Source organism: Amphritea atlantica (assembly GCF_900111095.1).
Taxonomy (GTDB): Bacteria; Pseudomonadota; Gammaproteobacteria; order Pseudomonadales; family Balneatricaceae; genus Amphritea; species Amphritea atlantica.
Window position 1 is genome coordinate 1 of record NZ_FOGB01000025.1, and the last position, 24178, is coordinate 24178.

A 24178-nucleotide genomic window follows, 5' to 3' on the forward strand; every position below is an offset into this window, starting at 1 on the left:
TATCACGCTGAAAAAGATGTTGATCAGCGAACCAAAAACGATCACCGCAGCTGGCTGGGTAATGACCGGCATAAAATTGTCGAAGGCAAAGTTTATAGCGAATATCGCAGCGATGAGCACCACCTGACACAGGGCGATCAGTTTCAGCAGGTCAATCAAAACCAGCACATCACTATAGATCAGAACCTGCAGCTCTCTGTAGGGCAAAAAAGCCATCTCTATGCCGGGCAGCAGATCCACCAGAAAGCCGGACAGAAAATCTATATTACCGCAGGCACTGAGATTGTCCTGAAAGCAGGCAGCGGTATGGTCAAGCTGGATCCTTCCGGGGTCACCATTACCGGTGCCAGCATTAAACTGAACTCCGGTGGCGGCGGCGGAAGTGCGGCAAAAGCATCACCGACCCCGCCAACGCCGCCGGTTGAAGCGCAATCGGATGTCGCCGGATTTGTTTCAGAAGCAAAACAACCGGAACCTGAATGGTCACCTTTACCGGCGTTTAAATATCAGGATATGGCTAAAAGCGGCGAAACTGTTGTGCATGAGTGTTGCAGTGAAAGCGGTGACAGTTGCCCTATCCATGGAAATAAAGGGGCATGAGACAACTTATGGACAGCAGTCAGCTCAGCTATTTTATTATTGATAAGGCTCAGCAACCGGATATCGGTGTGCACTGGTATCAGCATGATACTTTTAATGAAGGTGTTCATTTCATGCTGTTTAGTGGCACGAAATACGCGCAACTGGAAGATGTTGGCCCACAACTGTTTGCTATTGATCAGGACCACCCGGTCTGTCAGGTGATGGAAAAGCTGATGGAGACCTCTCCTATTGGCTGTCGGTTTAGCAGTCATCTGTCCATCGATGAGGTGATCGCACGATGCCGCTGGATGTTGCAGATAGAAACAGATTTTGGTCCCGCTCTAAACCGCTTTTATGAACCCCGGGCGATGCTGGCGACATGGGAAGTATTGGGCGATGAACGCTGGTGGCACTATTGGCAGATAGCACAAGAGGTGAGTTGGTTTGATGAAGAGTGGCATCAACTTAAACGACCTGAAGCTCTGCCGGTTTGTGTTGAGCCGCCCGAGAAACCATTTGTGATTCTTCAACAACAGTTCGATGAGATTGATCAGCACCGGGCGGGCCGCTTTGTCAGCAAAATGACCGCTTATTATCAGAGTCACCTGCCCGAAGGGGTTGATCCCGAGCCCTGGGTCGCAGGTGTTCTGGAGGTTGCCAGGGAGCATGAGATGGCAACCCGCGAACTGCAGGAAGCCTGGCTGCGCACCGCCATAACGGAAGGGGAACATTTTATGCGGCGGCCTGATATTGCCGAAGTACTGGCTCATACCGAGTATATCCCCAGCCAGCGTTGGCAGCATGTACAGCAGCTATTGTCGGGTTTACCCGGTTCTGTTACCTGACACGCAGCTTGAATAGATTGATTCGTAACCTATAACAGTGATAACCCGTTACAACAGGGAATGTTATGTCTGATTATATAATCCGTTCAGGCGATACCTTAAGCCAGATAGCGGCCCGTAATAAAGTAAGCCTGAGTCAGCTACTCGACCTCAATCCGGAATATCGGCACAACCCTGATCTTATCTATCCGGGGCAAAGCATCAGGCTGTCACAACAGAGTCAGACTGCAGTGGCAGTTGATGATAAAAATATGAGCAGCAGTGAAAAAGCAGCAGAGGAGCTGCCGCCAGCTCAATGCCAGGGAGATAAAACAAACGATCAGACGACCAAAAAAGGTTCGTGTCAGGAGAAAGTTTCAGATCTGGTACATCTTACAGGAGAGGGTGATACTTTCTACGCACTTTCGCCAGAGGCGTTGACTGAATTGAATACGGAGATCGATTTTGTTGAGAATCTGATGGCGGACTATCGAAGCATTGTTTCAGACAGTGCAGACACCGCGAGTCAGACGCTTCAGGGGCATGACCAGGTAGCTGAAGCAAAGAAAGCCTGGTTGGAAAAAGCCCGGGATAACGGTCTGATGTGTACATCAGAGGCGTTAAATACGGTGTCACCTGAGGACATTGCTAAGACCAGTGCAGAAGATAAAGCCGGCTTAATAGCGCAACTAAAAAAAGAACGGGAGGCTGTTGAGAGATTTAGCCCTGGATTGTTGGACAGCAATAACTGGGAGGATAACTGTGCAAAGCTTCGGGCTGCACGGCTTAAGATCATTGATCAGGAACTGGCATTACTGAATGGTACAGATCCCGCTGCAGCCAAAACAGCTGGTGATACCAAAACCAATGCCCAGTTTATGTCTAAAAAATATGATCTGGCCGAATCAAAAGGTAAGTATCAGCATAAAGCTTCTATTCAAACTACTAAAACTGGTTTTCTGATTCAGGAAGTTACTCTGCTGAGTAAACCGGATAAGTTTTACTATGTACGAAGTGCTTTTGCTGCTGATGTAGTCGAAAAACGTTGGGCTGCCGGACGATTAAAGCTTTCGGTTAATGTAAAAAAACAACTGGCTTCCGATTCCAAAATTCCAGCTGAGAAGAAAGCCAAAGCCCTGCTTGACGATATTAAAACAGGGATTAAAGACGACTGGGATAAGTCTGCGCTGGAAACACTTGAAGCTAAATTCTGGGAATGGAAAGCGCCGGATGATTGCCTGTTCAACTCCTGGCATACGGAGTTATTAAATTATGACTCTTCTGCGGGTAAAAATCCCGGTGATACCGTGATGGCGGTGACAGCAGAGGCCCATGCACTGCGTTTTGCTGCCGCGGCAAGTGCCTCCGTTTCAGGCTTTAATCCTAAAAAGCTCCAGATGAATATGGGCGCCAAATTTGAGACGGCTGTTTCATTGGTTGAGGGCTCAGTAGGGGCAAATATCTATCTGCCAAATGATGGGGGTTATAACTGTATTATCAGTTATAACAACGCCAGCGGTGAAGAGGTGCTGCATGAGTTCGGGGCTTTCCGGCTGAAGGGGGCTGTAACCCTCTCGTGCTTTGCTGGTGCAAGAGTCAGTGCTAACGGTGAAGTTAAGCTGGATGCCTCAGGCCTGAAAAAGAAAGAGGTGAGTTCTGGCGCCAGTGCCCTGATGTCGCCGTCCGTCCATGTTGAGAGCACCCCGCAGCAGGGCGTTACTCTGAAAGGGGAGGCGTTTGCCGGGGTTGATGCGGGAGGTAGTGTCACCGGAGAGCTTGAATGGGAATCCCCACGGGAGCGGAAAAAATGGAAGCAACTGGTTGAGGTTAAGACGGAGGGTGCAGTCTCGTTTGGTATAGGAGCGTCGGGTAGTTTTCATATTCGATTAGCTAGAGGAAAGTTTGAATTACATGTTCAGGGACAGCTGGTTTTTGGCCCCGGTGCGGGTGGGGGCTTCGGCACAACAGTTGATGTTATGAATCTGGCAGAGCTATTTGAGGTGGTTCTGGAAGTGCTGGCCGAAGTGGATTACCGATATATCAATATTATTTCTGAGGATGCATTTAAATATATGGCGATGGGGTTGTTCCGAATGACCCTGGGCGCTGGGCTTGAAGTTTTTGAGGAATTTAAGGACGGGGTGGACGAATTTAAACGTTGGATGGTTAAGCGTAAAGCTGATGAAAAAGAAGCCTTGTCACTGGCCCGCCAAATCAATTTTGGTTTGAAAGTGTTTGATCTGGCCAGACTGCCGCCGCAGACCTCGGGCCCGATTCTATATACATTGGCCAAAAACTGGTCAGTAATTCCAAATCCAATGATCGAGCCTCAGGAGTCCGCTATCGTCAAGGTTTTAAAGCCGATCAGTTCATGGCGACAGTTTATCGAGATACTGGAGCATATGAGCAAAGATGGTGAAAAAGTCGATAGCTTTGCCAGTCTGGAGAAGTTAAACAGTATTCTCGACTGGGGACAGCAGGATCAGTTTAATGAGTGGATTAATAAACTGCAGCATCGGCAACCTGGTGATGGAAAACAGTTTAATGGGCAGGATAAACCCTTTGATCCGGTGACTGGCGGGCTTAAAGTTGCAATTGAAAAGCGTAACAAGATTGCTAGTTCTGGCCAGTTGATGTGCTGGAATGGTGACGATCTTAGTCCTCCAGGGGGAGGGATGTACGCATAGTTATTAACTAAAAAGGGTCATATGACCCTTATTAGTTAATCGGTTTTACATCTTGTATAGCACAACGAAAACCATAAGTAACATAATGGTGCTTCATTATCGGTTTTTGAGTAGCTCTTCGCATCACTACATCTTCATCCCAACTGGTAGATCCTCCTCTTAAAACCTTTAAAATTTGAGGAGGATCATTATGTATAGAGGCTTTGACTGGTCCTGCGGGACCTTGCGGGTTGTGCTCCGGGCTATGTTTATAATAATCAGGATCAAACCAGTCATTGACCCACTCAACAGCATTACTCTGAAGATGATAAAAGCCTAGCGGGCTGGGTGGAAAACTATCTATGGGATGCAGGTCATCTTTTGGCAGGTTAATATCGCCTTTGAGAGTGCCATCATTGGTAGCGTAATAGATATATTTCCCACGATCTCTTGCCGCGTATTCCCATTGCGCTTCTGTTGGCAGATCAAACTTCTTTTCGGTTAGCTGACCGATCCAGAGGCAGTAGTCTTTGGCTTCCTGCCATTTTTGCGTTCCTGTTGGATTTGTTGGTGTAAACCACCAATGATGTGGTTGTTCTTTCCTGAACTCGGGCTCGGGGAGTGGTTGATGATGGGCTAACTTAAAATGCTCGAACTCATAAACCGATGTTTCATATTTCGACATCGAGAAACTGTCCAGTGTGACTTTATGTACTGGCCGGTCGTAGGGGTTGATGGTTGAGTTACAGATATCATTCGGGTTATACACCGGTCTGTCGAGGTATGAGTTACAGGGCATGCCAAAGTCCCCCATATCGAAGCTACCGCCTTCAACAAAGATCTGATTCTCGATCGATTTGACTGCTATCTCGGCGACCTGCTGTTTCAGCTCATCACTGATATCAGGGTGCAGGCGCTCAACATTGGCAATAATCTGTTTGATTTTATCGGGGCTGACAACCTCAGACTGAATCTCCAGCGCTTCACTCTGCGAGCAGGCCGTTGTTAGCAATAGAGAGGTCGCCATTGATGCAAAAAAGAGGGATTTGGTAAGCCGGTTATTCATCCATGAATCTCTTAAATAGATAACTAATATGATAGTTGCATACTATCTGATTTTACTTGGTTTTATAACCTCAAAAAGGGGGATGTATAAACAGAAATTACAGATTTAAACCGATCAGTTCATGGCGACAGTTTATCGAGCTACTGGAGCATATGAGTGAAGATGGTGTATAAGTCGACAGTTTTACCAGCCTGGAAAAGCTGAATAGTATTCTCGACTGGGGACAGCAGGATCAGTTTAATGAGTGGATTAATAAACTGCAGCATCGGCAACCTGGTGATGGAAAACAGTTTAATGGGCAGGATAAACCCTTTGATCCGGTGACTGGCGGGCTTAAAGTTGCAATTGAAAAGCGTAACAATATTGCTAGTTCTGGCCAGTTGATGTGCTGGAATGGTGATGACCTGAGTCCTCCAGGGGGAGGGATGTACGCATAGTTATTAACTAAAAAGGGTCGTATGACCCCTTTCAGTTAATCGTGTTAGTCTCTTGTACAGCACAGCGAAAACCGTATTTAGGAGCATGTACTTGCAGATCAGGCTTTTCAGTTGCTCGACGCATGACCACATTTGGACTCCAGCTAGTCGATCCGCCTCGTAGTACTTTATATTGATTCGGTGATCTATGTTTGATTGAAACTGTTATAGGTTTTTCAGGCCCTTGTGGATTGTGTTCCGGGCTGTGTTTATAGTAGTCGGGATCAAACCAGTCATTGACCCACTCAACAGCATTACTCTGAAGATGATAAAAGCCTAGCGGGCTGGGTGGAAAACTATCAACAGGTAATAACTCTACTTTTTGAAAGGCAGTTCTTGGGAAGTTTTGATTATCTTTCAGGGTGCCATCATTAGTGGCGTAATAGATATATTTCCCACGATCTCTTGCCGCGTATTCCCATTGTGCTTCTGTTGGCAGATCAAACTTCTTTTCGGTTAGCTGACCAATCCAGAGACAGTAATCTTTAGCCTCCTGCCATTTCTGGGTGCCGGTTGGACTATCAGGCTTAAACATCCAGTGGTCAGGTTCATCTTTCCTGAACTCGGGCTCGGGGAGTGGTTGATGATGGGCTAACTTAAAATGCTCGAACTCATAAACCGACGTTTCATATTTCGACATCGAGAAACTGTCCAGTGCGACTTTATGTACTGGCCGGTCGTAGGGGTTGATCGTTGAGTTACAGATATCATTTGGGTCATACACCGGCCTGTCACGGTAAGCGTTACAGGGCATGCCGAAGTCCCCCATATCGAAGCTGCCGCCCTCAACAAAGATCTGGTTCTCGATCGATTTGACTGCGATCTCGGCGACCTGCTGTTTCAGCTCATCACTGATATCAGGGTGCAGGCGCTCAACATTGGCAATAATCTGGTTGATTTTATCGGGGCTGACAACCTCAGACTGAATCTCCAGTGCTTCACTCTGCGAGCAGGCCATTGTTAGCAATAGAGAGGTCGCCATTGAGGCAAGAAAGAGGGATTTAACAAGCAGATTATTCATCCATGAATCTCTTAAATAGATAGCTACTATACGTTATATCAACTGATGATCTGGAGACAGGTTTTCCTTAGTTGATGATCGGGTATGCTACCTGCCCAATTATTTTTTGTATATTCAGAGACGAGATATTGGCATAGTTATTTCATGTATATCCGCGCACAGGGATGGTTTAGTGCTTATCTACTGAAGACTTTAACAACAAGGATGGTTGTATGACAGACACATATACCGAAGCGGTTGCCGAAAGGGAAAATATATCAGACAGTGATGTTTGTAGCCGGGGTTTAAGGTTGCTGGCTAAATTACTCGATTATCTGTTCTTATCAGTGATTGTCTTGATGGCAATCTGGCTATTCTATTTTGGTGAGATGTTATTCAGCGAAGCCGCATCGGATGCCGACAATTGGATTGGAAGTATAATAGCTCTGATAGCAAACCTGATTTTTGATGTGCAGTCCGTATATCTTGTCCTGATCTTCAGTTTTTTTGGTTTTTTGCTGCTCAATATCTATCTGTTGCTGAAGTCTGGTCAGACGGTAGGCAAAAAGATTGTAGGTATCAGAGTTGTAACAGTGGAGTCGCAGGCAGTTCCATCATTTGAAAGCATCTATATAGCCCGCTACCTACCGTTTTTTCTTGTCTACATATTACCTTTTGTGGGCCCCATTTTTTCGCTGATTGATGTTCTGTTCATCTTTCGCCGTGATCGTCGTTGCCTGCATGACCTGCTTGCGAAGACCCTGGTTGTGCGATGCTAGTTATAAACAGGGGTGATTCTTAAAGTTTCAGTGAGTGATGTTGAGCCATTTTATGCGCATCAGGTGATGCGTTGCGTATTTTAGTGATCAGTTTGTTCAGGGGTCGATAATGATTGGTAAGTTTTTTTTAGCCTTTGGTTTGTTTCTTTTATACATGGTGCTGTTAGGCGCTGTGGGTATAGCGATTGTTGAAGGGGGAGGAAGTAAAGGCGCTCTGGTGAGCTTTCTGTTAGCGGGTATCGTCGGAATGGTGCCGGTGATGATGTTGATTGGCCGTAAAGTGATGGCGTCTAAAGCGGATCCCTCAGTGGAGCCTGTCACTCCTTATGAACTGATTGAACGGTTACGAGCATTAAAGGTGCAGGGAAGCTCTTTTGAGCTGCTTGAGAAGGATGATCTGATTATTATCGCGCCGCCTCTGCTGACAACCGAGTTAACGTTGGGGATGCAACATGCGACGGTTGAACAGACTTTTTTTGTTAAGATCTGGCTGGATGAGAAGCAGCATCATGTCAGCTTGAAAGATGTTGTGACCACGCGTACAGAGAGGCGAGGGGCGGGCGAGTATTACTTCCAGATTCGGGGACAGTCCGGTTTTGTTACCTGCAGCACTTTAGTGTTGGATGATGGTGGTAATGTGGTTAAGCTGGGGAATGGAACGTTGCATAACGCTTTGATCAAGCTGTTTAATGAATCAGGCTGGGATGTTAGTTTCAAAATCATTTAATATGATTCAGTATTGGGTTACATCGATTAACAAGGAGAGTTTGAAATGCCAAAAGCGGCACGTTTAGGTGATATTGGGTCGGGCCATGGGTGTTTTCCGCCAACGCCCATAGTTTCAGGTAGTGGTGATGTGATTATTGATGGCATCCCGGCGGCCCGGGTAGGCGACCCTCTTGCACCTCACGGCTGCAGCAAGTGTCCACCCCATGGGCGGGCGATTGCGGCAGGCTCTTCCTCCGTGATGATCAATGGCAGGCCTGCTGCCCGGGTGGGTGATTCGATTAGCTGTGGTGGTTCTGTGGCGGCGGGTTCTGGCAGTGTCTCAATCGGCTGATTGAGTGTCGGGTGGCTTGATATCCTGAACGGTTAAACAAGCCACTTACACGATTGTTTACAAAAGCTCTTTCTTCTCGCGTATCCAGGGAGTCTCGCCGGTCTGATCTTTAATTGCTTCTGACAGTGCGATGGCATCGAAGTACTCAACCGGTTGCGCTGTGACGACGTTAAACCACTGAGTGAATTTCCCCTGGGTTCTGATAATCCGGGTTGCGATATCCGGATAGCCTTGCTGCCATCGGTTGGCGTCTTTTTTATTCTGAAAGGCTGCCAGTTGTAGCAGGTAATAAGTTTCGGGCTCCAGCGCCGGATTGTTAAAAGTGGTCTGTATTGTTGGTGTGTGATGACGTATCGCCTCTACCGGTTTTGTCTGTTTTTGCGGGTTAGCCGACCTCTTCTTTTTTAAGTGTTCCGCAGCGAGGTAATGCTGTTGGGCCTGAACCGTTTTTTTCTGTGGAGTCTGCTTCGGGGGATCCGGCGGCAAAGTGGCTACCCGGGTGGGAACCGGTCGCTGAAGTGACTCTGCAGGTTGTTTTGGCGGCGAAGTGTCCGCGTGAACAGCGGGCTCTGGTGCAGTAAATGCCAGCGCCGGATCTTTCAGCGTGGTTCTGAATCGTCGGATGGTTTCGCTGTCAGATGCGTTGCAGTGCCAGTAACGTTCGGCAGGTTGTTTGCGCTGATAACACTGGATAAACCAGGCACCGAGCTGCTGCTCATGATAGTAGTAGTTATCGGGTCGTATCTCCACATTGTAGGTGGACGACGGTAAACGGGGCACACGCTCCGAGGCGCTGCCTGTAACCGTAATTGTCATGGCGGCGATAAGTGTCGCTATCGGGTAAACCTTGTCCATGGCAGAAATCCTTATTTTTCTCTGTGGCCATTGCTGATAAAGCAAAAATCAAGCCATGCTTTAGTTGCCTGTTCTCAGGCTCAATGGCGGGCAAATCCAGGTTATTGATGATTTGTTGCGCATATTTTTTCTCACTTTTTAAGGTTGTAGCGCAGCCCTTTGTTTTACGCGCTGGCTGCAGTAAACTCCGTCAATCAAAAGGATGGTCACGTTTAGGGAGTAAGAGAGATGCAGGGAGCTATGACGCCTATCAAAGAGATTCAGCTTGAGCAGATGACTCAGCTGCGGGAACGGTCGAAGACGGTTTCCGTTATTCTTAATAAAGAACTTCAGTCCTATCTGAAAACCATCACTCCGTTGTTCTCCCCCCGTAAGGTGTTAGGGGAGTATATGCAGAGTGCTTCCCGCGACAAGGTTGTCGGTGCAGAGAAGAACTATTCCATTATTTTAGAAAATTACAAAGCGGTTTTACGGGATGCCTTTGGCTATAACGCCAAGCTTTCCTCTCCGGTGTCTGCTATTCAGAATGAGCTGGTTGCTGAGCCCTGGGTTTATAGTGATGACCTGGATGGTACTGTTCTGAGTTTTAGTTCGCCGGTTCGCTGGGTGCTCAGCTATGACTGCAGTTATGACCTGCCCAGGCTGATCGCAGAAAAACTTAAAGGTGAACAGCCCCATTACGATTCTATTACCCCGTTTGTGCTGAACGCGCTGGTGATCTGGCTGTTGCTGGAAAACAGTCCCGGACTGGTGCGCTTACTGGAAGGCTTAGGTTATACCGTGTCAATTGAGAGGCAGCCTGAAATTGCGGGTACGCTTCCTTTTGTTGTGCTGACATCCCGGGTGGCTGCATTCCGGCCTCAGAATGAACTGGTGCGAATGGTGTCACAGTTCTCTGGAAGTACAGGCTTTGAAGAGATTATCGATGTTGATCAGATCGACGCCATTGAAAATCCGCTGCAGGTTAAATTGCAGTCTCTGTTGAATGGTCAGGCTTGAGCGAGTCTGCGCAGTCGTTGTTGATTGCGCATTTTATTGCCCATCCTGATTCATTAGATATCCTGGGATTTTGAACGGTATTTTTATAACATATTGATTTTTAATTATTTTTTAGGATTGGCCTGATGCGTGCTATGAAACAGGGAGGCTAACATCACTATCTAAGGAGAGAAAAATGCCAACACCAGGTTATATGTCCATTCAGGGCGAAACTCAGGGTAATATCACCGAAGGCGCTAACAGCATGGAGTCTATGGGGAATCGTTACCAGGAAGGTCATGAGAACGAAATTACCGTTCAGGGCTTTTCCCATCAGATCATGATTCCTCGTGATCCACAGAGTGGTCAGCCAAGTGGTCAGCGTGTACATGATGCGCTGGTTATTTCCAAAATCTATGACAAGTCTTCTCCAAAACTGTTTGAAGCACTGACCAGTGGCGAGCGTTTGCCACGTATTGAGCTGAAATGGTTCCGTACTTCTATGACCGGTCAGCAGGAACATTACTTCACTCATGTTCTGGAAGATGCCATGATCGTAGATATTAAGGCGCATATGCCAAACTGTCAGGATCCTGCGATGGAACACTTCACCCACATGGAAGATGTTTCCTTCACGTATCGTAAAATTAGCTGGACACATGAAGTTGCCGGAACCTCAGGTTCTGATGACTGGCGTGTACCTAAAGCCTGATTTTAAACAATCGGTTTTAACAGATAACCGGCCATCAGGCCGGTTTTTTTATATCAATTGATCTGCAACCATTGCAATAAACCGTGCCTTTGAGGTTTAATTTAGCCTCTTTGAAAGGGAGTTTATTATGTTCCAGGGATTCGTGGAGCGATATTGGCGGCAATTTATAATGCTGTTTATCGCAAGCTCAATTATAAGTGGCTGCTCAACCGTCTCAGATATGCTTTCTGAAGATGAACCGCCACCCCCGCCCCCAGAGCTTGTTGTTTCTGTTATTGCGGATTCCGGTGTTAATCAGGATCTCGATGGACGTCCCTCTCCTACAGTCGTTCGCATCTATCAGTTAGAAGATGATGCTCTGTTTAAAGAGAGTGATTTCTTTGCCCTCTATGATAGTGACAGCACCATGTTATCCGGAGATCTGCTGTTGCGTGATGAGCTGATCGTTAACCCGGGCGGTTCAGCAATCAAGAAAACCCTGTTGGATGAAGATACCGAGTTTGTGGGCGTGCTGGCCGCTTTTCAGAATACTGATAATGGTGTTATGAAAAAGGTGGTTGCCGTGAATGCAGAAAAGGATCAGTCGGTTCAGGTCAGGCTTAAGGATAATCAATTGACACTTGATCTGCTGGACTGAAGCATGCGTTTTGTCGTGACAATATAATAGCTGATTTTGGATTTTGAAGTGGAGTCACGGAGTGACCAATAAAGTAATCTGGCATGAAGGCATGTTTCTTCGGCCACAGCACTTTCAACAACATGACCAGTATTTGTTGAAAGAGATCAATAACCGTATCCGCACGGTTTCCTGTTTTAACTGGGGGTTTTCCCGCCTCAAAGTAAACGCTGCCAATCTGAAAACTGGTGAGGTCTCTCTGGATGACTGCGCCGGCTGTTTTGCCGATGGCACCAGCTTTGATCTGCACACTGCTGATGCGCCCCCCTTGCCGATACTGGTTAATGAGTCGGTGTCTGATGCGATTATCTATCTGGCTATTCCACTGCAGCAACCTGGTGTGACAGAGGTGGGTAGCAACGATAACCGCAATAGCCTGGTGCGTTATCTGCCTAAATCTGTCGAAGTATCCGATCTTGCTTCAGCTGAAAATGAGCGAACCAGTATTCAGGTGGGTGAGCTGCGTTTACGGTTATTTGTTGAAGATGCCCGGCAGAACTCAGAGAACCGGGTTCCTGATGGTTATACCCGATTAGCGGTCGCGCATATTGAAGAGGTGAAAGGGGGGCAGATACGTTTACGGCAGCAATTTATTCCGCCGCTGCTGGATATCGGTGCTTCGGATCTGTTACAGAACTTTCTGACCGAGCTGCAATCGATGTTAACGACCCGGGCCCGCGAACTGGCAGCACGGGTAAGCAGTTCGGGTGGCAAAGGTGGTGTCGCTGAAGTCACTGACTTTATGCTGCTTCAGTTGCTGAATCGTTTTGACCCGGTATTGTCCTTGTATCGTCAGGTTCCGGAGATGTCACCACTGGAACTGTACGAACGGTTGCTGCTGCTGGCCGGCGAACTGGCAACCTTTATGAAACCGGAAAAACGGCCACCCGAATTTGCGGAATATCAGCAGGATAATCTGATAACAACGTTTCTGCCGTTGCTGGAAGAGCTGAAAGGTTGCTTTGGTACGGTGCTTGAACAGATTGCTGAAGCTATCCCGCTCTCGCCTGAACAATACGGAATACGGGCTGCCAGAATACGGGATCGTGTACTGCTGAAAAGCGCTGATTTTATCTTTGCAGTCAGCGCTCAGGTTGCCCAGGAAAAACTTCGTACTCAGTTTCCACAGCAGATCAAGATAGGTCCGGTTGAGCGCATCAGAGAGTTGATTACCAGCGCTCTGCCGGGGATTCCGATCGCGCCGTTGCCCGTCGCGCCCCGGGAAATACCCTACCATGCAGGGTTTACCTATTTTCAACTTGATACCAGCCATGAGATCTGGAAAGAGCTGGATAAATCCGGCGGTATAGCTTTCCATATCGGAGGCGAGTTCCCAGGACTTGAATGTCAGTTCTGGGCCATTAAACGTAGATAAATAGTTGTTATCATGGACGATCAGACAGTAATACGCCCGATGCCGGGAGGCCGGAAACCCCGTAACACAGCAACCCCAGAGCGGCGACCTGCGGAACAGCTTCCCCGGACTGATAATGTGCAACACGGCCAGCCCTGGCGTCAGTCTCCAGTGCCAGAACCGGATTATGCGCATTCGGGGGCTGGGGCAGTTGCTCAGGGAGCGACCTCTCAGGGAGAGAATCCGCTGCTGCAACTGGTCACGCCCTTGCTCTCTTTTCTGGGGAAGATTCAGAATACCGTTGAATGCCCTGATCTGGAGGAGTTTCACCGTTATGCACTGGATCAGATTCAATTGTATGAATCCCAGGGCTGGGGTGTTCCCGGTGGCCGTGAGAACAGTGAATATATCAGTTATCCCCTGTGTGCCCTGATCGATGAGATTGTACTGAATACCCCCTGGGGCAGTAACAGTCGCTGGGGGAGTGAGAGTTTGCTGATTACCCGCCATCAGGAAGCCTGGGGAGGCGAGCGCTTCTTTAATTTCCTCAATGAACTGATGAAACGTCCGGCGAGTAATCTTGAACTGCTGGAGTTCTATTTCGCCTGTCTGTCGCTGGGGTTTGAAGGTAAATACCGGCGCATGGCGAATGGGCGGCGGGAACTGGATCGCCTGCGCAGCGAGCTTTATATCCTGATCAGCCGGCACCGGAATTATGAACCAGAAGGCCTCTCACCCCACTGGGAGGGGGTCTCGGATCGGCGTATCGGTATCGCCCGATATTTACCATTCTGGGTGATCTGGGCATTTAGTCTGTTTCTGCTTATGGCTGCCTTTCTGGGCTTTATCTGGAAGATAACCCAGGAATCTGATCAGGTCATGCAGCAGTTTGCAGGCATCAGTAATACGGCAGCCATTGAAGTGACCCCGGTGAATATTGATCGACTTGTCGCGCCGCTGTATTCAGTTGCAGAGCCCGATCTGGTGCCTGAACAGCTTGATTATTTTGCACTGCTTGAACCTGAGCTGGTGGAAGAGATCGCCGCCGGAACGGTGGAACTGATCGATGAAGATAATCAGGTCAGACTCCGGTTGCGCCATGCAAGACTGTTCCCCTCGGGGCAGGCTGATCTGTCTCACGAGTTTGTTCCTCTGGTTGAGAGAATTGGCACCCAGCTTAAAGGTGTGGGTAAGCCCATCATCGTCGAAGGGCACTCAGATAATGTACCGATTTTCTCGACCCGCTATCCCTCTAACTGGGCACTGTCACAGGCCCGGGCCAAATCCGTTGCTGAAGTGTTGCTGAGTCAGCTGGAAGAGGGGATTGTGATGCGGGTTGAGGGTAAAGCATCCAGTGCTCCGCTGGTTGAAAATAACTCAAATCTGAATCGGGCACTGAACCGCAGGGTAGAGATTCTGCTGCGTAAATAGTGTTGCCTTAATGACGGGCATGTTTTGTACAGGGATTGACGGGAAGACACGTGAAAAAGTTAATCAGGATTATCACCAATCGATGGTTTATTCAGAGTCTCGGGATTATCTGTCTCGCACTGCTGATCTGGTTCATCGGGCCATTATTTGCCATTGCAGAGCATTATTTCCTCGCCAGTGAGTTTTCCCGGCTGCTGGCGATAGTGATTGTTGTTTTGTGCTGGGTTGCCATATCGGTACTGCTGTTCTGGCGCCAAATGAAAAAAAATGAACAGCTGCTGGATGATCTTGGCAGTGAGCAGCTGGATCAGGCTTCAATGGCTGAAAGTGCCCGGGAGGATGAGCAGGCGATTATCAGTGACCGGTTTGATGAAGCCCTGCAGATCCTGCGCAACAGTAAGGGGGCGGGTAAAGCCGCCAATCTGTATGAGCTGCCCTGGTATATTATTATTGGCCCACCGGGGTCGGGTAAGACCACAGCACTGATCAACTCAGGGCTCAATTTTCCCCTGGCGGACCGCATGGGCAGTGAAGCGATTCAGGGGATTGGCGGAACCCGTCACTGTGACTGGTGGTTCACTGACGAGGCCGTGATGATCGATACGGCTGGCCGCTTTACCACCCAGGACAGCCATGAATCTGTCGACAAAGCCGCCTGGCAGCAGTTTATGGATCTGTTGAAAAAGAATCGTCCGCAGCAGCCGGTGAATGGTGTGCTGGTGACGATGAGTGTTGCTGATCTGATGCAACAGTCTGAGGATGAAAGGGCGTTATATGCACAGACAATACGGCGTCGTATCGAAGAGTTGAATGAGCATCTTGGGATCTCAGCGCCGGTCTATTTTACCTTTACTAAGTGTGATCTGATCTCCGGTTTCAGTGAGTTCTTTGGCCATTATGATCGTGATGCCCGGGCACAGGTCTGGGGTGAAACCTTTGCCTTGCCTGAGTCCGGACGTCCCCAGTTTAATATTGATGATTATGCTGACAAGTTTGACACGCTGACTCTGCGACTCGAACAGCAACTGATTGAACGAATGTACCAGGAGCAGGACCCGGATAAGCGGACTCTGATTATGGGCTTCCCCCGTCAGTTTGCCGGGCTGAGGGATATCATTTCTATCTTTCTGGGAGATATTTTCAGTACAAATCGCTACAGTGAGGGCGCGTTGTTGCGCGGTGTTTACTTCACCAGTGGTACTCAGGCGGGCACCCCCATCGACCGGTTGCTGGGGACGCTGGCACAGAGTTTCGGCTTCAGTAATTCAACCCTGGTTGGTGCCAGTGGACGGGGCAAGAGCTTCTTTCTTAAGAATCTGCTGCAGCGGGTGATCTTTGTTGAAGCGGGGATCGCCGGGGTTGACCAGCAACTGATCAGGCGACGTCGCTGGATGCAGCGGCTGGTGGTAACCGGTGCGCTGGGCGTATTTCTGGTCGGAAGTGGCTTACTGGGCTGGTCATTTGTTAATAATGAACAAAAAATTCAACAACTGACGCAACTGAATAGCAACTTTGCTGAACAGGCTATACAGGTGCCTCTGTTTGAGGCGGATTTCCTTGCCGTATTGCCTGAGCTGAATACCCTTCGTGAGGCGACCGGACTGTATGATGATGCCGGTGTTGATCATACCTTCGGATTGTATCAGGGAGACACCCTTACAGAGGGGGCACGTTCGGCATACCTGAATCAATTGCAGGGGGCTCTGTTGCCCGTGCTGGCTGCTCGCATAGAGGAGCTGATCATCGCCAGCGATCCAAAGCAAACCTCAAGTCTTTATGAACTATTGAAAACCTACCTGATGTACGGGGGCGTCAAGCCCTATGACCCTGAGCTGTTAACCTCATGGGCCGTGGTTGACTGGCAGGAAACCTATGCTCTGGACGAGCAGGCGATCAATGATCTGAGTGGGCATATGCAGGTGCTGATGAAGAACGGCTTTTTGCCGGTCACCCTGAATGAAGAGATCGTTTCCCATGCCCGGCGGATTTTATCGACCGATCCTTTGGAGAAACAGGTCTATCAGGCGATCCGCAGGGAGCTGAATCAGGAACATAAATATGATCTGGCGCTGGATCAGGTGTTTGGCCCCTACGCGTTTGATCTGTTTAAGAGCAAGCGTGGCACTGATCTGACCACTTTTGTAATGCCGGGTATGTTCACCAAACAAGGATTTTATACCCTCTTTTTGCCAAACAGCACGACGCTTTCAAAGGAGTATATCGACAACAACTGGGTGATGGGAGATCGCTATCAGTCACGCCACTATATGGACAGTGATACCCTGCAGCGTAAAGTACTGGGATTGTATTATGATGACTTCATTCAGCACTGGGATGGCATGATCGATGACATGGGGATGCAACCGCCAGCAAATGCGGAAGAGAGTATCCGTCAGATCTCCATTGCGGCGGGATTGGATAGTCCTCTACGCCATCTGGTCGAAACGCTGAATGAAGAAACAACGCTGACCAAGCCTTTCTCCGCAGAGCAGGGCGAGGGGACTGATCAACTGGCCCGGACTCTCTCCAGCGTCAATCAGGGGGTTGCGGTCAAACAGCAGAAGGTCAGTCGTCTGATGCGGGACGCCAAAAAGGCGGGATTACTCGACAATCTGGGGGGCGATCTGGGACAGCAGGTTGAGCGTTACTATACCCCGTATTATAAATTGCTTGAAAAGCGAGGCAGCTTTTCACTGCTGGACCGGCTGAGTCAGGATCTGGCAGAGCTGAGCAGTTATATGGATGATGCCGCCAACTCATCTTTCTCAAGTACCGGGGCAATTGATGCAGTACAGGGACGTATCTCCCGGAACAAAACCGATCCACTGGCGAAAGTGAACAGCTATCAGGCAGATATGCCGCAGATGATGCAGGGATGGCTGGGAGCACTGGGCGCGCAGAACTGGTCGGTAGTGCTGGACAATACTAAAACCGAACTGAACCAGCTGTGGCAATCGCAGGTGACCTATGAGTGTAAGAACTTTCTTGAGGGACGCTATCCGGTCAAACCCGGCGCCAGCTCTGAGATAACACTGGAAGACTTCAGTCGTTTCTTTGGCCCCGATGGAACCCTGGACAGCTTCGTTAACACCTATCTGCGGGACTTTATTGATACCAAAGGCCGGATCTGGGTAGAACGTGAAGTTGACGGACAGAAGATCGGGTTGAGCAAAGCGACGCTGCTGCAGTTGCAGAAAGCCAATGACATTAAAGAGACATTTTTCCGTAATGGTGAATTGTCAGTGCCGTTTGTTATGCGGCCGGTCAGACTGGATACTGATGCGTCGAAATTCTTCCTCAGTATTGGTTCTCAGGAGGTGATCTATCGTCACGGTCCGCGTCGTTCGAGTGCTGTCACCTGGCCCTCTCTTGATAGTGATACCGTGCGGCTACGCTTTGAAGGGCTGAATGGGTCGGTTAAGTCCAGTACTGAAGAGGGGCCCTGGGCATGGTTCCGTCTGCTGAATAAATCCCAGCTGCAGCAAACAGATAACCGGGCAGTCTACGAGGTGAACTTCGCCGAAGAGGGGCTCAGTGCCTCATTTGAACTACGGGCCAGAAGTGTCATTAATCCCTTTGCGGAAGACCTGTTAGCAGGTTTCCGTTGTCAGGAAACACTCTGATATGGCCACGGTTCAGAGCGGTTTTTACGGTAAGGTCCCCTGCAAAGGGGATTTTGTCAGCCGTGGGCTGAGTCGCGAATGTATTGGCAATCTCGACCGATGGCTGCAGCAGGGGATGACCAGCAGCAAAGCCTATCTGGGAGATAGCTGGACCGGACATTATATGATCGCTCCGGTCTGGCAGTTTTATGTCTCGCCGGGGGTACTGGACCCGCATGGCTGGCTGGGGGTGTTTATCCCGAGTATCGATAGTGTCGGGCGAAAATTCCCCTCGCTGGTGGCGGTGCCGGTGTTATCACCATTGGTGTGTCTGAAACAGCTGGAAGATCAGGAAGAATTACTGCTGCAGATTGAAGCGCTGCTGTTTGATTCACTGGAGGATCACTTTGATTTTCCTCTGTTTTGCCATCAGGTCATCAATCTGAAGCTGCTACCCTCATACCCGTCAGTCGATCTTTATCGGGCCGTCAAACCGGTGGCGGTTATGCAGAACCTACAGCAGCACCGGGATGATCTTCGTCACTTAGATCTGAAGTCTGAATATAGTCGTCCGGCGGTCTGGTGGAGTGAAGGATCGGAAACGATTCAGCCCCAGCTTTGGTTGAGCGATGGTTTGCCGGATGCGTCCCAGTTTCGCTTCTTTTTAACGGGAAAATAGATGATTCAGAACCATGGAGCGGTTTATGTCGGTTGAAACCCAACGTGCTTCCGGTGGCTATATCAGCAGTGCGCTGACCTCAGTCGGTAATGTCCGTAAACATAATGAGGATGCTTTTTTAAGTCAGCCTGAACAGGCCCATTGGGCGGTTGCCGATGGTATGGGGGGGCATTCTGCAGGCGATGTTGCCAGCCAGTCAATTGTTACCGCGTTACAGCGTTTTGAGCAACAACCACAGCTGTCGGATAGCGTTGATCTGTTGGAAGAGATACTTCAGCAAACCAATCAGGATCTGCTCGATCTGGCTGGCGGCGGGCAGAAGATTATCGGGTCAACGGTTGCCGGACTGGTGTTGTTACCCGATTTCTACCTGCTTTACTGGTGTGGTGATAGCCGGATCTATCTTTATCGTAACGGTGTGCTGGCCCAGGAAAGTGTTGATCATACCTATACGCAGGAGTTGGTGGCACAGGGCCGGTTAACACCTGAAGACGCGCTGATTCATCCCGAGCGAAATGTTATCACCCGGGCAGTGGGGGCTGCCGATAGACTGTATGTCGATATGGATATCAGAAATCTGCACCCGGGAGACCGTTTTCTGATCTGTAGTGATGGCCTGGATAAAGAGCTGTCTGACGCCGATATAGCCGCGTTTATGGCGCAGCGGCAAACCCCTCTGGAACAGCTAACGCAAGAGATGATGGAATGCTGTCTGGCACGTGGCGGGCGGGACAACATCACCCTGATACTGATTGAAAATCCGTCAGTTGCCTGAAGATAAGGGATACCAGACAGCTTATGAAGGGTTTTAAAGATCAGCTAAAGCAATACCTTCACGGTCAGGCCTCCCTGGACTCGTTGCTTGAAACCGTTTCAGAACTATTGGTTTCACAGCCGCAGCTTAAAGAGAATGTTGTGGCAGGCTTGCAGCAGATGACTGCCCGGGATCTGCTGAGCCAGGATGATCTGAGCGCATTGATGGCGGTTATTATCGATCCCCCTTCTGGGGCGGCAGAGAGTGATAACACTGTTATAGCCAGGGACAGAGCTGAAGTATCAGTTGATGATCATACCCTGGTAAATTCAGTCCCCCCTCATCCCGGGGCTGATCACACTCGTATCACACCACCCGGTAAGCCCCAGTTTGCAGACAGGGGTGATGCTGTATCTATACCAACCCCAACCTCTTCATCCATGAGTGTTGCGACCAGTACGGGAACTTCGCGTTGGGATAAGCCCTTTACGGAAGCGGCCGGGTCGGAAACATCAGTGGTGAGCGTGGGCACGGTCATAAAAGAACGTTTCCGGTTGGTTGAGTTTATTGGCTGTGGTGGAATGGGAGATGTCTATAAAGCTGAAGATCAGCGTCGCATTGATGCACAGGATATTGATAGCCTGGTTGCCATTAAGGTACTGAATAAAACGTTCAGAGAGCACCCGGAATCGCTGAGATCGTTGCAGCGTGAAGCGCGTAAAACGCAAAATCTTGCTCACCCTAATATTGTCAATGTATTCGATTTCGACAGAGATCGGGAACATGTATTCATGACCATGGAGCTGATGCGCGGTGCGCCACTGAGCACGGTGATTAAGCGTAATCCCTCGGGTTTTCCCCTGTCTACGGTACTGGAGTACGTTGCCGGAATGGCCGGTGCGTTGGGATATGCCCATCAGCAGGGGGTTGTTCACTCAGATCTTAAACCGAGTAATGTTTTTCTTGATGGCGGGCAGATAAAGGTTTTTGATTTTGGTATCGCCCGGGCGGCTAAGACCGGGTCTGCTCAGGAAGATAGCTTCGATGCCGGTGAGCTGGGTGCACTGACCCCCAGTTATGCTTCGCCAGCCATGCTGGCAGGGGCCGCGGAGGCCGATCCCCGTGATGACCTTTATGCGCTGGGTTGTATCATCCATGAGCTGCTGACGGGCAAGCATCCGTTTATCCGGGACAATAAGAAAGTGCCGGCCGATGAAGCCTGGAAACTGGGTATGAAGGTGGCCGAGCTGAAGCAGCTTAGCCGCAAGCAGAATAAAGCCTTAAAGCAGCTGTTAGCATTTGATGAGCGACAGCGATGTGACAGCGTGGAAACCTTCATGCAACAGTTTATGCCGCAGTATCAGCGGCATAGTCTGCTGAGCCGTTGGTATGTATGGCTGATGATGTTGACGTTTGTCTGCGGTATCTCCTATTTTCCATTGCGCAATTTCTGGCAGCAGCAGCAGATCGGCGATTTTATCGATGATCTGAATAATCAGGATGAAGCCGCCGTCAATGAATGGCTGGAACGGATTCAGGCCATGGATGCGGAACAGCAAAGCGAGTTTTTCAATGATGCTCAGGTTAAGCGGGAACTGACCCGCTATTTCTTACAACAGGTGAGTCGTAGCGCAGACGCTGACGCCTATGAGCGGGCGCAGAGTCTGGCCGAAAGGGCTCTGCAAATTTATGAAGACTCAAGACGTCTGTCAGATAAGCAGGAGCAACTGATCAAGCAGAAGGCTGCCCGGCTGAATAATCTGAATAATGAGTTGAATCGTCTGCTTGAACTACCCGCCGAACAGTTTGCCGCTGCGTTACAACCGCTGTCTGAGTTGTTGCACAGCATTCAACAGGTTGATCCGCAAAATGCCATGCTGCGCGATGCCCGACTACCGGTTAAATTTATTGAAACCATCGACGAGTTACTGCAGCAACAGCAGTTCAGTATCGCCCGGGGGGCGGCAGACCATGCTATTAAGCTGTTTCCGGGACATCCCGAGCTGGAAAATGCACGTCGTAATCTGGAGCAGGAAGAACTTCGTTATACCCGGACTCAGCGTATCGCAGAACTGAATCAGCGTTTGGATCAGTTGTCGCCAGAGAGTTTACGTAGTTTTGCTGCGGCACGTCAGGATATTGAGGAACTTAAGCAACTGGATCCAGGGAGTCAGCGGGTGAGTGCGTTGCAGGTGTCACTGACGGAGCTGTTACTGGCTGAACAGCAGCAACTCACGGATCAATATATGTGGGATCAGGCCAGCAAATTGAGGGTGACATTTGAGTCTGTTCTCAGCCCGGAGGGGATAGCCCGTTTCGACCAGGCACTGAAGCAGGCGAAAGCCGAATATCAGCAACAGATCGACCAGCAGGTGGCCGATATTGATGCCGATATCTCCGCACAGCGAATTGATGCAGCAGAGACACGCATTGGACAGTTACAGCCGATGGTGACCGACCCAAGAATCATTACCGCCGTCTATGACCGCCTGGCATCGGCGTTGATAAAGCAGTCCCGTGCTGCCCGGGATGAACAGCGCTGGCAGAGTGCTACCGATGCCCTGGACAGAGTTGCAACCTTATCGGTGAGCCCGGAACTACAGCAGAGTGTTGTTTATGAGCGGCAACAACTGAAACAACAGCAGACGATGAATGCTCAGCAGTTGGAAGCTTCTGCATTAGCTGAGCAGGAAAAAAACCGCCAAGCGGAGCTTGTATCGCTGCAGTCTGAACTGAAAACGATTCTGGATGACTCACAACTGTCTGACAGCAGTACCCGTCAGGCACAGAGTATTATCGATCGCATTGAGGCGCAGCAGGCTGACCCGTCTATTGTGAACCAGGGCCGACAACGTTTGATTAAGCGATACACCGAAAAGGCTGTTGTTGTGGCTGATACCGATCTGGTACAGGCGATGCGGATTCTTGAAGACGGCAAACGGCTACTGCCGGGACAAGCGGAGATTACTGATCTGCTGGCTCAGCTGAAGTTGCGCTATGAGAACGCCTCGCAGCAGGAAAAAGCACAGCAACAACAGGCCCTTAAACAGCAGCTCAATACGCTGTTAGCAGATACCCGGTTGTCGCCTGAATGGGAACAACAGCTGGCAGAACTGTTAGCCCGGCTGAAGGTTGAACAGGACGACCCGCAGTATCTGCAGGGCGTGAATAGTCGTATTGCGGTGATATACGCGCAACAATCAGAACGTCTGGCGGCAAAGAATGAGTTTAATGCCGCCCGGGACAGCCTGAAACGGGCGGCTCAGTATGATGCTTCACTGGACCTTTCTGTTCAGAGCGGGGCGATCGCAAATGCGGAAGAGCTGTACCGGCAGCAACAGGCTGAGCGGAAGAGCGAAGCGCGAATCAGTGGTCTTAAACAGACCTTTGATACTCAGATTCAGGCGAATGATCTGACCGCCGCACGGCAAACCTTTGACCAGTTGCAAGCGCTATTGGACGCGGATGACCCCTTTATTACACAGCAGGCGCCGCAAACTTTTCAAACCGTTTATCTGCGCTTAGCCGATCAGTTGGCGGCGCGTCAGCGTTTCACTCAGGCGGAAAAACTACTGCTTAGTGCCCGGGATCTTTTTGCCGATTCCAGCGTCATCGATCAGCGTGTCGCCACCTATCAGGATGGCGTGCGGCTTTATCATATCGGCCAGGCGATTAAAAATCCGGGGCTGAAAAAACTGGAACAGGCCCACGCTTATCTGACTGAGTTGCAGCCGGGGCTGCCAGCAGAAAAATATCAGCAACTGAACGAATCGCTGCAGCGGGCTGTTATCGATCGGATCGCCAGCCTTAATCGCCGGTCTCCTGCACGGGCGCAACAGCTGTTAAACAAAGCGAAACAACTATTTCCTGAAAATATTCCGCTGCAACAGATCAATCTGGAACGTCAATCGTCCCAGGCTGATCGCCAGTCTCCGGAGCTTGCTTCAACCCCATCTCAACAGGCACAGGCAACCAGTCAGGCATCATCTCAGGGCGATAATAGTCAGCAGCAACGCCCCTCAAGCGCCGCTGTATCAAGACCGGTTTCCGATCGGGTCTGTTCTGCTTCGCTGTCAGGGAAAGGGATACGTTCTGCGGCCGTCTGTTGGGATATGCTGGCGGAGGGTGCTGAAAATAAGGGGCCGTTTATGATTGTTGTTCCCTCCGGTGGGGGGAGCCTGGCAATCAGCAAGTTTGAGATATCCCGGCGCGATTTTAATCTGTATTGCAAACTCTCGGGTGAGTGTAAAGGCCTGGGCGGAGCCGAAAAACAGCCCGCGACCGGTCTTAGCCTGAATCAGATCAATGGTTATGCCGCATGGCTGAGCAATGCCACAGGATATGTTTACCGTTTGCCGGCCAAAGCTGAATGGGTGAGTGCGGCCACAGCGAGCGGCAGTAGTCAGCCGCAAAATTATAACTGTCGTCTGACCCGGGGTGATCAGATCCTGAAAGGCCGGGATCTGGTGAGCGTGCAGCAGGGTAAACCCAATGCCTGGGGGCTGGTTAACTATCTGGGTAACGCACAGGAACTGGTGCGCAGTGGCGCAGGGTTGGAAGCGATGGGGGGCAGTTATCAGGTCAAAATGTCTGATTGTTCTGTCTCAATGGCCGTTCCAGTATCCGGGACCATTGATGCGACCACCGGATTCCGTTTGGCAAGAGAACTCTAGAGGACATAGCT

At 49.8% G+C, this 24178-nt stretch carries 18 protein-coding genes; 15 read left to right on the plus strand and 3 right to left on the minus strand.

Going from position 1 to position 24178, the window contains the following annotated elements; all coding sequences use genetic code 11:
* From BMY09_RS21625 to BMY09_RS21635, 3 genes are all read left to right on the plus strand, one after another.
* Positions 1–600, plus strand: a 600-nt coding sequence (locus BMY09_RS21625) for a bacteriophage T4 gp5 trimerisation domain-containing protein (protein WP_425424966.1), incomplete at its 5' end; no start/stop codon positions are given.
* A complete protein-coding gene (locus BMY09_RS21630) occupies positions 597–1427 on the plus strand; it encodes a DUF4123 domain-containing protein (RefSeq protein WP_091362224.1) in 831 nt (276 codons plus the stop codon). The genes BMY09_RS21625 and BMY09_RS21630, both read left to right, overlap by 4 nt.
* Positions 1428–1492: 65 nt before the next feature.
* Complete coding sequence (locus tag BMY09_RS21635; RefSeq protein WP_091362225.1) at positions 1493–4093, plus strand: LysM peptidoglycan-binding domain-containing protein; 2601 nt, start codon at positions 1493–1495, stop codon at positions 4091–4093.
* Between the two features lie 31 nt (positions 4094–4124).
* Here BMY09_RS21635 and BMY09_RS21640 read toward each other — a convergent pair whose 3' ends face one another.
* Entirely contained in the window at positions 4125–5138 is a 1014-nt protein-coding gene (locus BMY09_RS21640; RefSeq protein WP_091362226.1) for a formylglycine-generating enzyme family protein, read from the minus strand.
* A gap of 468 nt (positions 5139–5606) precedes the next feature.
* The gene (locus BMY09_RS21645) at positions 5607–6635 is read right to left on the minus strand and encodes a formylglycine-generating enzyme family protein (protein WP_091362227.1); all 1029 of its coding nucleotides are present in this window, start codon (positions 6633–6635) and stop codon (positions 5607–5609) included.
* 212 nt (positions 6636–6847) lie between these two features.
* Here BMY09_RS21645 and BMY09_RS21650 point away from each other — a divergent pair, with 212 nt between their 5' ends.
* The 3 genes from BMY09_RS21650 (at position 6848) to BMY09_RS21660 (ending at position 8453) form a co-directional block, all read left to right on the plus strand.
* Positions 6848–7393 carry an RDD family protein gene (locus BMY09_RS21650; protein WP_091362228.1) on the plus strand — a complete coding sequence of 182 codons (546 nt, stop codon included), beginning with the start codon at positions 6848–6850 and terminating at the stop codon, positions 7391–7393.
* A gap of 109 nt (positions 7394–7502) precedes the next feature.
* Entirely contained in the window at positions 7503–8120 is a 618-nt protein-coding gene (locus BMY09_RS21655; RefSeq protein ID WP_091362229.1) for a hypothetical protein, read from the plus strand.
* 45 nt (positions 8121–8165) lie between these two features.
* Positions 8166–8453, plus strand: a complete 288-nt coding sequence (locus BMY09_RS21660; protein WP_091362230.1) for a type VI secretion system PAAR protein — start codon at positions 8166–8168, stop codon at positions 8451–8453.
* Between the two features lie 57 nt (positions 8454–8510).
* Here BMY09_RS21660 and BMY09_RS21665 read toward each other — a convergent pair whose 3' ends face one another.
* Positions 8511–9308: an SPOR domain-containing protein gene (locus BMY09_RS21665; protein ID WP_091362231.1), complete on the minus strand. Its 798-nt coding sequence runs from the start codon at positions 9306–9308 to the stop codon at positions 8511–8513.
* A gap of 228 nt (positions 9309–9536) precedes the next feature.
* Between BMY09_RS21665 and BMY09_RS21670 the strand changes: the two genes are divergently transcribed.
* The 9 genes from BMY09_RS21670 to BMY09_RS21710 all read left to right on the plus strand — a co-directional run bounded on the left by BMY09_RS21670 (position 9537) and on the right by BMY09_RS21710 (position 24167).
* On the plus strand, positions 9537–10307 hold the full coding sequence (locus tag BMY09_RS21670) for a hypothetical protein (RefSeq protein ID WP_139203239.1): 771 nt from the start codon (positions 9537–9539) through the stop codon (positions 10305–10307).
* A 175-nt stretch (positions 10308–10482) separates the two neighbouring features.
* The gene (locus BMY09_RS21675) at positions 10483–10998 is read left to right on the plus strand and encodes an Hcp family type VI secretion system effector (RefSeq protein WP_091362233.1); all 516 of its coding nucleotides are present in this window, start codon (positions 10483–10485) and stop codon (positions 10996–10998) included.
* A gap of 169 nt (positions 10999–11167) precedes the next feature.
* Positions 11168–11635: a type VI secretion system lipoprotein TssJ gene (gene tssJ, locus BMY09_RS21680; RefSeq protein WP_175483631.1), complete on the plus strand. Its 468-nt coding sequence runs from the start codon at positions 11168–11170 to the stop codon at positions 11633–11635.
* A 61-nt stretch (positions 11636–11696) separates the two neighbouring features.
* A complete protein-coding gene (gene tssK / locus BMY09_RS21685) occupies positions 11697–13049 on the plus strand; it encodes a type VI secretion system baseplate subunit TssK (protein ID WP_091362235.1) in 1353 nt (450 codons plus the stop codon).
* Positions 13050–13061: 12 nt separating this feature from the next.
* Positions 13062–14459 carry a type IVB secretion system protein IcmH/DotU gene (gene icmH, locus BMY09_RS21690; RefSeq protein WP_091362236.1) on the plus strand — a complete coding sequence of 466 codons (1398 nt, stop codon included), beginning with the start codon at positions 13062–13064 and terminating at the stop codon, positions 14457–14459.
* Between the two features lie 50 nt (positions 14460–14509).
* Positions 14510–18082, plus strand: a complete 3573-nt coding sequence (tssM, locus tag BMY09_RS21695; protein ID WP_175483632.1) for a type VI secretion system membrane subunit TssM — start codon at positions 14510–14512, stop codon at positions 18080–18082.
* Position 18083: 1 nt separating this feature from the next.
* On the plus strand, positions 18084–18740 hold the full coding sequence (gene tagF, locus BMY09_RS21700; protein ID WP_091362238.1) for a type VI secretion system-associated protein TagF: 657 nt from the start codon (positions 18084–18086) through the stop codon (positions 18738–18740).
* Positions 18741–18765: 25 nt separating this feature from the next.
* Positions 18766–19515, plus strand: a complete 750-nt coding sequence (locus BMY09_RS21705) for a PP2C family protein-serine/threonine phosphatase (RefSeq protein WP_175483633.1) — start codon at positions 18766–18768, stop codon at positions 19513–19515.
* Between the two features lie 23 nt (positions 19516–19538).
* Positions 19539–24167: a protein kinase domain-containing protein gene (locus BMY09_RS21710; protein ID WP_091362240.1), complete on the plus strand. Its 4629-nt coding sequence runs from the start codon at positions 19539–19541 to the stop codon at positions 24165–24167.
* Positions 24168–24178: the final 11 nt, after the last annotated feature.

Excerpts from the sequence above, each read along its gene's own strand:
- BMY09_RS21630 (WP_091362224.1), top strand. The coding sequence starts at position 597 with ATGAGACAACTTATGGACAGCAGTCAGCTCAGCTATTTTATTATTGAT.
- BMY09_RS21635 (WP_091362225.1), top strand. The coding sequence starts at position 1,493 with ATGTCTGATTATATAATCCGTTCAGGCGATACCTTAAGCCAGATAGCG.
- BMY09_RS21640 (WP_091362226.1), bottom strand. The coding sequence starts at position 5,138 with ATGAATAACCGGCTTACCAAATCCCTCTTTTTTGCATCAATGGCGACC.
- BMY09_RS21645 (WP_091362227.1), bottom strand. The coding sequence starts at position 6,635 with ATGAATAATCTGCTTGTTAAATCCCTCTTTCTTGCCTCAATGGCGACC.
- BMY09_RS21650 (WP_091362228.1), top strand. The coding sequence starts at position 6,848 with ATGACAGACACATATACCGAAGCGGTTGCCGAAAGGGAAAATATATCA.
- BMY09_RS21655 (WP_091362229.1), top strand. The coding sequence starts at position 7,503 with ATGATTGGTAAGTTTTTTTTAGCCTTTGGTTTGTTTCTTTTATACATG.
- BMY09_RS21660 (WP_091362230.1), top strand. The coding sequence starts at position 8,166 with ATGCCAAAAGCGGCACGTTTAGGTGATATTGGGTCGGGCCATGGGTGT.
- BMY09_RS21665 (WP_091362231.1), bottom strand. The coding sequence starts at position 9,308 with ATGGACAAGGTTTACCCGATAGCGACACTTATCGCCGCCATGACAATT.
- BMY09_RS21670 (WP_139203239.1), top strand. The coding sequence starts at position 9,537 with ATGCAGGGAGCTATGACGCCTATCAAAGAGATTCAGCTTGAGCAGATG.
- BMY09_RS21675 (WP_091362233.1), top strand. The coding sequence starts at position 10,483 with ATGCCAACACCAGGTTATATGTCCATTCAGGGCGAAACTCAGGGTAAT.
- tssJ (WP_175483631.1), top strand. The coding sequence starts at position 11,168 with ATGCTGTTTATCGCAAGCTCAATTATAAGTGGCTGCTCAACCGTCTCA.
- icmH (WP_091362236.1), top strand. The coding sequence starts at position 13,062 with ATGGACGATCAGACAGTAATACGCCCGATGCCGGGAGGCCGGAAACCC.
- tagF (WP_091362238.1), top strand. The coding sequence starts at position 18,084 with ATGGCCACGGTTCAGAGCGGTTTTTACGGTAAGGTCCCCTGCAAAGGG.
- BMY09_RS21705 (WP_175483633.1), top strand. The coding sequence starts at position 18,766 with ATGTCGGTTGAAACCCAACGTGCTTCCGGTGGCTATATCAGCAGTGCG.
- BMY09_RS21710 (WP_091362240.1), top strand. The coding sequence starts at position 19,539 with ATGAAGGGTTTTAAAGATCAGCTAAAGCAATACCTTCACGGTCAGGCC.